We start from the raw sequence: 9468 nt of genomic DNA on the forward strand, positions 1-9468 counted from the left end.
TTTCCTTACGTGTGATTGGTAAACCCATCCTAGCCCAATCTTCTTCTTGGCGATAATTGGGGACCTTCAGATTAAACTTCTGATGGATGGTGTGAGCGATAATAGAAGCTGAGCCAAGGCTATGCGCCAAAGGGGCTTTAGGGATAGGAGCTTTCACAATTTTATCACTCGGATTTTTCTCACTGCATGCTTGGCATTTGTAAGAGTGTTGGATATGATCTATGCGTTTTAATTGCGCAGGAATAAAGACTAATTCTTGGCCTTGAAGACTCGCTCCAATCTCTTTTAGCTCTCCCTGACAGTCAGGGCAAATGCAATCCTCTAAGCGATGATGAACTTCTTCTGAATCGAATTGGGCAAGAAGAGCTTGACGTTTTCCTTTAGCTTTCTTACGTTTATAGGTGATTTCTTCTCTTTCAACTGGGAACCTCTCCATCTTCATCAGATGAAGCTTCCTCCTCAAAAAGGCTGACTTGTCCAGATGGACAAACACTTTTCTCAGAGGATTTTCCATAGAGCTTTTGCGTTAGATAAGCCACTTGTTCACGAAGAAGGGCAAGTTCATTGGTGAGACTATCAATTGTAGCACTCTGTTGTTGAATGATTTTTAATAAGTCTTTCATCGTCTTCCCCTCCTTGTTTTCTAACTTTATTATACTAAAAAGAAAGGCATCATTTCAATAGAAATCACGACTTTCTGATGAATTTATTTGGGGAGTGATAGAAAAGCCCTTCATCAGCCAGTCTACTTGTTCAGGTGTGAGAGCTTTGACATCCTTTTCTGTACTTGGCCAAGTCAACTTACCGTTCTCAAAGCGTTTATATAGTAGCCAAAATCCTTGACCATCCCAGTAAAGGGCTTTAAAGCGGTCTTTACGTCCACCACAAAAGAGAAAGACTTGACCTGAGAAAGGATCCAATTCAAAGTGGGTTTTAATGAGATAAGCCAGTGAATCAATGCCTTGTCTCATATCCGTTTTCCCACATACGAGATAGACCTGCCCTAGGCTAGATAGATGAATTGTCATGGAGCAACACCTTATCCAAAAGCTGTTCTATCATTTCGAGATTGAGAGATTGAAAAAAACTTACTTCAAGCTTGCCAATACGAATTTTAAGCAGAATATCATTTCTCTTTTTAGAATCAAAACGACGAGATTGTGGAATCTCTACAGGAACAATAGCTTGTGGCATTTAAATATCCTCCAATAGTTTTACTTTACTAATAGTATACAGGAGGTCTTCCATGAATGATAGATACCTTGTTATGACGCGCTTACGTTCTATCCACAACCTCAAAACTATGTTTTGAGCAACCTATGGCTAACTTCCTATGTTTGCTTTTTGATTTTTATTGAGTATAAAACACCATAAAAAAATGAACTTGGAATTTTCAAGTTCATTTTTTCTTATAGTCTATTTCCGACATTAATACGGTTAATGGCACGTTGCAGTGCAATCTTCGCACGACGTTCTTGGTCAATCAAGTGTTTGTCTTGTGCTTCTTCAATTGCACGTTCTGCACGAAGTTTGGCACGTTCTGCACGACTGATATCGATATCACGAGCACGTTCTGCAGAGTCAGCAACGATTGTAATCATATCATTGGCAATTTCAATAACGCCACCGTTTACTGCAATCCAGTTCACGTGATCTTCGTCATCAATACGTTTTACCTTTACTTCATCAACTGCTAAAACCGCAATCATATTTTCATGTCGTGGCAAGATCCCCATCTCACCATCCAGAGTTCGAACCGATACATAGCTGGCATGGTGATCATAGACGAGACCATCTGGTGTCACGATCTGGACAGTTAACTGAGCCATAGATTACCTCTTAAAATCCCATTTTTTCAGCTTTTGCAATCACATCTTCGATAGAACCTACACCACGGAAGGCATCTTCTGGCAAGTGGTCGTATTTACCATCAAGGATTTCTTTAAATCCACGTACCGTTTCAGCAACTGGAACATATGAACCAGGCTGACCAGTAAATTGCTCCGCAACGTTGAAGTTTTGTGACAAGAAGAACTGGATACGACGGGCACGTGCAACCAAGGTCTTTTCTTCATCAGAAAGCTCATCCATACCGAGGATAGCAATGATATCTTGCAACTCATGGTAACGTTGGAGGACACGTTTTACTTCTGCAGCAACTGCATAGTGCTCTTCTCCAACGATTTCAGGTGCCAAGGCACGTGAACTTGAAGCAAGTGGGTCAACGGCTGGGTAGATACCCAATTGTACCAACTTACGTTCCAAGTTTGTTGTTGAATCCAAGTGAGCGAAGGCTGTTGCTGGCGCTGGGTCAGTATAGTCATCCGCTGGCACATAGATAGCCTGGATAGAGGTTACAGAACCCTTCTTGGTTGATGTAATACGTTCTTGCAATTGACCCATTTCTGTAGCAAGGGTTGGTTGGTAACCAACGGCTGATGGCATACGACCCAAAAGGGCAGATACTTCTGAACCAGCCTGAGTGAAACGGAAGATATTATCGATAAAGAGAAGCACGTCTTGGCCTTCTACATCACGGAAGTATTCAGCGATTGTCAAACCAGTAAGGGCAACACGCATACGTGCTCCTGGTGGCTCATTCATCTGACCAAATACCATGGCTGTTTTCTCGATAACGCCTGATTCTTTCATTTCCCAGTAAAGGTCATTTCCCTCACGAGTACGTTCCCCAACACCAGTAAATACTGAAATACCACCGTGTTCTTGGGCAATGTTGTGAATCAATTCTTGGATTAAGACGGTTTTACCAACTCCGGCACCACCGAACAGTCCAACTTTACCACCTTTAAGGTAAGGGGCAAGAAGGTCGATAACCTTGATCCCTGTTTCAAGGATTTCAGAAGAGGTAGACAACTCATCAAAAGTTGGAGCTTTTTTATGAATTGGCTGACGCTCTGCGTCTTCTGTAAAAGGAGCTTCCAAGTCAATGGTATCTCCCAAAACGTTGAAGACACGTCCCAAAGTTTCTTTACCTACTGGCACAGAGATTGGACGACCTGTGTCCAATACTTCCATTCCACGAGTCAACCCATCTGTTGATTCCATGGCGATAGTACGGACCATACCATCTCCCAACTCCAAGGCTACTTCAAGGACGATTTTTGTTTTTCTTTCGTCATTTTTGTAGACGACAAGTGCATTGTTAATCTCAGGAAGTTTTTCCCCTGCTGCAAACAAGACGTCTACAACGGGACCGATAACCTGAGCAATTTTACCTGAACTCATCTCCTTCTCCTATTCTATATAAGATACTGTCGGTTCCTAGCTAAACTAGGTCCTAATACTCTTCGCAAATCTCTTCAAACCACGTCAGCGTCGCCTTGCCGTACTCAAGTACAGCCTGCGGCTAGCTTCCTAGTTTGCTCTTTGATTTTCATTGAGTATAAGTTCATTTTCATACGAACTGGACTAGAGCCTATTCTAAGGCACTAGCTCCTGCTACAATTTCTGTAATTTCTTGTGTAATCGCCGCCTGTCTGGCACGGTTATACTGAATTGTCAAATCATTGATGACTTTCTTAGCATTATCTGTCGCTGTTTGCATGGCTGTCATACCAGCAGCATTCTCAGCTGTCTTGGCATCGATAATGGCACCGTAAATCATACTTTCTGCAAACTGAGGCAATAACTGCTCCAAAATTTCTTCTCGGCTGGTTTCCAATTCAAAAGTCAAGCTGTAGTCTTCATCCGCTTCATTTGGATCCAAGTCAACAATCGGAAGCATTTGTTCCACACGCATTTGACTGGTTAGCGTATTGACATGGTGGTTGTAGCAAACATAAAGCTCATCAAAGAGTTCATTTTGGTACATTTCAACAGTTTTTGAAATAATCTTACGAACTTGATCAAAGCTAGGTTGGTCTGCCAAGCCACGTAGTTCATAAAGTGGTTGAATACCACGAGCCTTAAAGAAATCAGCTCCCATTCCACCAATACAGATTATTTCAAAACCTGTACCGTCTGGGTGGTATTCTTCTTTCAACTCCATAACGGCTTTCAGAATAGAGGAATTATAACCTCCAACCAAACCGCGGTCTGAAGTGATAACGATATAGCCTGTCTTCTTCACAGGACGGCTAATCAACATGGGATTGGTTGAACCACCAGCTCCATTACCATGGAGGATATCTGTCAAGAGCTTGCGCACTTTCTGAGCGTAAACTTGGAAGTTACGAGCAGCTTCTTCAGAGCGACCTAGCTTAGCAGCCGATACCATTTGCATGGCATTTGTGATTTGACTCGTATTTTTTGTTGAGGCGATTTTTGTTTTAATATCATTTAGAGATACTACCATCTGACACCTCTATTCTTATTGGAAGCTGGTTTGATTGAGAAACTCTGTAATCGCAGCATCCAAGACTGCTTCTTCTGGCAAGTCTTTTGTATCACGAATGGTTTCCAAAATCTCTGGATGTTGAGCATCAAAGAAGGCATGGAACTCTTCCTCAAAACGAACAATATCATCTACTGGAACAGTATCCAAGAAACCATGTGTCAAAGCATAGAGAATGGTTACTTGTTTCTCAACAGGCAATGGTTTGTGAACAGGTTGTTTCAAGACTTCAACTGTACGACGACCGCGGTTCAACTTAGCCTGTGTTGCCGCATCCAAGTCAGAACCAAACTTAGTGAAGGCTTCCAACTCACGGTATGAAGCAAGGTCGATACGAAGTGTACCAGCAACCTTCTTCATGGCTTTGATTTGTGCAGAACCACCTACACGTGATACAGATGAACCCGCATCGATGGCTGGACGAATCCCCGCATTGAAGAGGCCATCACCAAGGAAGATTTGTCCATCAGTGATAGAAATCACGTTGGTTGCGATATAGGCTGAGATATCTCCTGCTTGTGTCTCGATAAATGGTAGGGCTGTAATTGAACCACCACCAAGCTCATCAGAAACTTTAGCTGAGCGCTCAAGCAAACGGCTGTGAAGATAGAAAACATCCCCTGGGAAGGCTTCACGACCTGGAGGACGACGAAGCAAGAGAGACAGTTCACGATAGGCTACCGCTTGTTTTGATAGATCATCGTATACAATCAAAACATGCTTCCCTTGGTACATAAATTCTTCCGCCATGGCAACCCCAGCATAAGGAGCTAGGAAGAGCAATGGAGATGGTTGTGAAGCAGAAGCTGTCACAACGATTGTGTAGTCCAAGGCACCGTACTGACGAAGTGTTTCTACTTGAGTACGAACTGTTGATTCTTTTTGTCCAATCGCTACGTAGATACAGATCATATCTTGACCTTTTTGGTTCAAGATTGTATCAATCGCAATGGTTGTTTTCCCTGTCTGACGGTCACCGATAATCAACTCACGTTGACCACGACCAATCGGTACAAGGGCGTCAATAGCTTTCAAACCAGTTTGCAATGGTTCTGATACAGACTTACGTTGCATAACACCAGGAGCTGGTGCTTCTACTGGACGAGTTTTATCAGTGTGGATTTCTCCAAGACCGTCAACTGGACGACCAAGCGGATCCACAACACGACCAATCAGACTTTCACCTACTGGGACTTCCATGATTTTACCTGTACGGCGGATTGTATCGCCTTCACGGATATCTGTAAAGTCACCAAGGATGATAATACCGACGTCTGTTGACTCCAAGTTTTGAGCCATACCATAAGAGCCGTTTTCAAAAATCAACAACTCTCCACTCATGGCATTTTCAAGGCCGTGAGCACGCGCGATACCGTCCCCGATATAGGTTACAACACCTGTTTCAGTCACATCAAAATTGGGTTTGAAATTTTCAATTTGTTGCTTAATTAAAGCGCTGATTTCTTGTGCGTTAATTGCCAAAAGAACACCACTTTCTATTTCAAATTTTCTTTAACAACTTTAAGTTGTTGTTTAATACTCACATCAATTGTCTTGTGATTGGCAAAAATAACAAAACCACCAATGAGACTTTCATCGATTTCTTCTTTTACACTCCTTACTTTAAGAGACATTTTCTTCTCAATCAAAGGGAGCAAACGACTCTTTTGTTCATCCGTTAGAGGATGAGCAGCAGTAATCGTCACTTCAAATCGATTTGTTTCTTTTTCAAGTCGGTTCAAGCAATCTACAAGCACATCATAAAAAAGATTTGCTCTGTGATTGTAGGCCAGAACCTGGATAAAGTTTTGTATTAAAGGTGACACAGAGTCTTGGAAAAAAGCAATTGTTTTTTCCTTATCCGACTCGTCTACTGCCACTTGTTTTAAAAAAGAAGGCAGACCTGTTTCTTCAGCAACTTGCTTGATTTGAGTCAAGTCTGAAAAGATACGGTCTTCTTCTCCTTTTTCAAGTACCAATTGGACAAAAGGCATGCTGTATTTTTCAATTACCTTTACTGTTTTCTTGTCCATTAAGCTTCTCCTAGCTGATCGATATACTGATCAATGAGTGCTTTATGGGCATGACCATCAAGGTTTTGTGAGATGATTTTACCAGCCAAGCTGATGGTCAAATCTGCAACCTCACCCTTAACGCTTTGTAAAGCTTCAGCTTTGTTTTGAGCAATTTCTTGGTTTGCTTTTTCTTTTAAGCGTCCTGCTTCTAGTTTAGCATCTGCTAAGATACTAGCCTTACTTTGCTCAGCTGTTTCCTTTGCATTTTCAATGATTGTCTTGGCTTCTTTGCGACTGCCTGCCAATTCATCTTCACGTTTTTGGGCCAATACTTCTGCTTTTTGACGGGCTTCTTCAGCACTGTCAATATCAGTAGCAATTTTTTCAGCTCTTTCTTCGAAAATGCCTGTAATATTAGACCATGCAAATTTTTTAATCAAGACTAGCAAAAGAATAAAAGAGCCAGTGATTAAAATAAAATTACCAATCAATTCACCTACTGTTACGTGCATCAGTTACTCCTTTCTATTCCTCTTCAATATTAATCTTATTCCCTAAATACACAGATGTCAAAAGAGTAAAGACATAAGCTTGGATGCAGGAAATAAAGACAGAAAATGCAGTCCAAGCCAAATTAGCTCCAAAGGCTACTGGATACCAATAAATAGCTTGGTGGGAAAGAAGAAGTAACAAACTCGTCATGACCTCTCCTGCAAAGATATTCCCAAAAATCCGCAAAGCCAAAGATAAGAAGTTTGTAAATTCTTCCAAGATATTCATCGGTATGACAAAAACAGGACTCATAAAAGATTTTATACTTTTTTTAAATCCACGACGACGAACGCTTTCTATATGTGTCAACAAAATGACAAGAAAAGATAAGGTTAAGTCATACTGTAAATTAGCGGTTGGCGAACTCCACCAGTTAGTCCCATCGATCGTTTGAAGCTTTGTCATTAAGCCAAGGTTATTGGCAATCACCATGAAAAGAAATAAACAAAGGAAAAAGAGTGAGTAATCTTTCATGTAGCGCGAACCAATGTTAGGTTCTGTAAATCCAATAACAAAGTCATAGACATACTCAAGTACATTTTGCTTTCCTTTGGGTTTCAAGGTCATATTGCGGCTTGCCCAATAAATAAAGACAAAAATAACTCCCACAATCAACAAGGTCATGGCTAACATAGTCAGATTGAAGATAACAGGACCAATAGAGATGATTGGATTAATACTTTCTTCCATCTAAAATCCTCCCTTTTCTTCTCGTTCCATGTATTTATTTGATAATAAATGAGAAGACAAGAGTTACAAAGAAAGTTCCTTCAATAAAGGCAACACCTAAAAACATCAAACTACGAAACTCAGAAAGCATATCTGGTTGGCGTGCTACTGATTTAAACAGTCCATTCATCAATAAACCTTCACCGACAGATACGCCCATACAGGCAATACATAAGCCTAAAAATGTTAAATTCATAACGAATTCTCCTTTAAAATAAAATTTACTTACTTAGTGTAGTCCTAAAATTTAAATTTGTCAACTTTTAACCGCTATTGGAAGCGTTTAATAAAAATTATTTCCATTTTCTTTCGGATTTCACTCTATTCTGAAAAACTCGAGAGGGGAATCTCGGATTAATGTCAATTTAAAAAGATAGAGAGTTTTTAGTTTAAATAAATTGTTTTAAGATATCAACCACATCACTTCTTTTCTTAACCCGATAAGCCTTGATTCCCAATTTCTCAGCTGCCATTGCATTGTACCCAATATTGCCCAGAAAGACACAATTTCTAGGTTATAACTGGTATTTATCGATAGTTACTCATATACATCAGTCCACCTCCATACTTATGTGCGAGCCTCTCTTTGTATTATACCTCCATACTCACCTTACAGATTCTTTTGCTAATAATATCTTTGCCCAATGTAGGGATAGTCTTGTAACCTAAAGACTTCCTTGTAGCCATACCTTTTATAAAAATCAAGAGCTTGAAACTGGTAGGTATTGACAAAGGCAAAACGACAGTTTCGATTCTTAGCTTCAGTTTCTGCTTGCTGCAATAGTTTTGAACCGATTCCTTGCCCTCTCAGTTCCTCTTTTACAAATAAATACTCGATTTCTAGCCAATTTCTAAAAGTCTCTACTATCAAACCTGCCAGGAGATTGCCCTTTTCATCTTCGACATAAAGATTAAGTGGCTCACTTTCAGCTTCCTCTCTTTTTGAACGGTTATAAACACGAATCAGATTCCCTATTTCTTGCGATTTATGTGAATCCTTATTTTTCAATCTAAAGTATAGTGAAATAAAATAAAACATGCGCAAATCGATTAAGGAATTTAATCTAATTTCTAACAATGTCTTAGAAACCAAAATATACTATTTTAACTTCAATGCACTATACATCTAATACTCAATGAAAATCAAAGAGCAAAATAGGAAACTAGCCACAGGTTGCTCAAAGCATGGTTTTGAGGTTGTAGATAGAACTGACGAAGTCAGCTCATACTAAACTAAAATTAAAAAGCATTATATAGTAGTAATATGAAATCAACTAAAGAAGAAATCCAAGCTATCAAAACACTTTTAAGAGACTCTAGTACAGCTAAATATCATAAACGCCTTCAAATCGTTCTATTTCGTCTGATGGGTAAATCTTATAAAGAGATTATAGAGTTTTTAGACTGTAATCAAACAACGATTTGGCCAACTGTAAAAAAATATGAGGAGTTCGGACGCGATTCTCTCCTTCAAGAAATACGTGGTGGTCGTAACCATGCACATATGACAATTGAGGAAGAGAAAGCCTTTCTTGCCCGTCATTTGAAGGCTGCAGAGGCAGGAGAATTTGTTACAATTGATGCCTTATTTCAGGCTTATAAAAAGGAGTTAGGTTCTTCCTACACACGTGATACCTTCTATCAACTCTTGAAGCACCATGGTTGGCGAAATATTAGGCCACGTCCAGCACATCCCAAGAAAGTAGACTCTCAAACCATTGTCGCGTCTAAAAATAAAATCTCAATTCAAGAAGCTCAGAAAGCGCTTTAAAACCAGTAGGCATTTTCGTAAGGTTCGCTTGATGTACCAAGATGAGG

At 40.1% G+C, this 9468-nt stretch carries 12 protein-coding genes and 2 pseudogenes; 1 reads left to right on the plus strand and 13 read right to left on the minus strand.

Translation table 11 applies throughout. From position 1 onward, the window contains the following. From HT729_RS08185 to HT729_RS08245, 13 genes and pseudogenes are all read right to left on the minus strand, one after another. A pseudogene (locus tag HT729_RS08185) lies at positions 1-442 on the minus strand (IS66 family transposase); the annotation flags it as partial. Further along, positions 417-623, minus strand: coding sequence for a transposase (locus HT729_RS08190; protein WP_000653988.1), 207 nt, complete (start codon positions 621-623; stop codon positions 417-419). The gene HT729_RS08190 and the pseudogene HT729_RS08185, both read right to left, overlap by 26 nt. Before the next feature lie 54 nt (positions 624-677). Next, on the minus strand, positions 678-1028 hold the full coding sequence (gene tnpB, locus HT729_RS08195) for an IS66 family insertion sequence element accessory protein TnpB (protein ID WP_050141977.1): 351 nt from the start codon (positions 1026-1028) through the stop codon (positions 678-680). Continuing rightward, a complete protein-coding gene (locus HT729_RS08200) occupies positions 1009-1194 on the minus strand; it encodes a hypothetical protein (RefSeq protein ID WP_172931892.1) in 186 nt (61 codons plus the stop codon). Before HT729_RS08200 ends, tnpB begins: the two co-directional genes overlap by 20 nt. Before the next feature lie 215 nt (positions 1195-1409). Further along, complete coding sequence (locus HT729_RS08205; RefSeq protein ID WP_000068041.1) at positions 1410-1829, minus strand: F0F1 ATP synthase subunit epsilon; 420 nt, start codon at positions 1827-1829, stop codon at positions 1410-1412. A gap of 10 nt (positions 1830-1839) precedes the next feature. After that, a complete protein-coding gene (atpD, locus tag HT729_RS08210; protein ID WP_000094360.1) occupies positions 1840-3246 on the minus strand; it encodes a F0F1 ATP synthase subunit beta in 1407 nt (468 codons plus the stop codon). A 190-nt stretch (positions 3247-3436) separates the two neighbouring features. Further along, positions 3437-4315 (minus strand): F0F1 ATP synthase subunit gamma, encoded by an 879-nt coding sequence (locus HT729_RS08215; RefSeq protein ID WP_100127800.1) that lies wholly within the window; start codon positions 4313-4315, stop codon positions 3437-3439. 15 nt (positions 4316-4330) lie between these two features. Continuing rightward, positions 4331-5836: a F0F1 ATP synthase subunit alpha gene (gene atpA / locus HT729_RS08220; protein WP_000996629.1), complete on the minus strand. Its 1506-nt coding sequence runs from the start codon at positions 5834-5836 to the stop codon at positions 4331-4333. A gap of 14 nt (positions 5837-5850) precedes the next feature. Further along, positions 5851-6387, minus strand: coding sequence for a F0F1 ATP synthase subunit delta (locus HT729_RS08225; protein WP_023933459.1), 537 nt, complete (start codon positions 6385-6387; stop codon positions 5851-5853). Then, positions 6387-6881 carry a F0F1 ATP synthase subunit B gene (gene atpF / locus HT729_RS08230; RefSeq protein WP_023937358.1) on the minus strand — a complete coding sequence of 165 codons (495 nt, stop codon included), beginning with the start codon at positions 6879-6881 and terminating at the stop codon, positions 6387-6389. The genes HT729_RS08225 and atpF overlap by 1 nt, the downstream gene beginning before the upstream one ends. Before the next feature lie 13 nt (positions 6882-6894). Next, complete coding sequence (gene atpB, locus HT729_RS08235) at positions 6895-7611, minus strand: F0F1 ATP synthase subunit A (protein ID WP_000392851.1); 717 nt, start codon at positions 7609-7611, stop codon at positions 6895-6897. Positions 7612-7645: 34 nt separating this feature from the next. Then, a complete protein-coding gene (locus HT729_RS08240; protein WP_001054562.1) occupies positions 7646-7846 on the minus strand; it encodes a F0F1 ATP synthase subunit C in 201 nt (66 codons plus the stop codon). 429 nt (positions 7847-8275) lie between these two features. Beyond that, positions 8276-8689 (minus strand): GNAT family N-acetyltransferase, encoded by a 414-nt coding sequence (locus HT729_RS08245; protein ID WP_166731177.1) that lies wholly within the window; start codon positions 8687-8689, stop codon positions 8276-8278. A 225-nt stretch (positions 8690-8914) separates the two neighbouring features. Here HT729_RS08245 and HT729_RS08250 point away from each other — a divergent pair. After that, a pseudogene (locus HT729_RS08250) lies at positions 8915-9468 on the plus strand (winged helix-turn-helix domain-containing protein); the annotation flags it as partial.

Source organism: Streptococcus sp. 79 (assembly GCF_013277425.1).
Lineage (GTDB): Bacteria > Bacillota > Bacilli > Lactobacillales > Streptococcaceae > Streptococcus > Streptococcus pseudopneumoniae.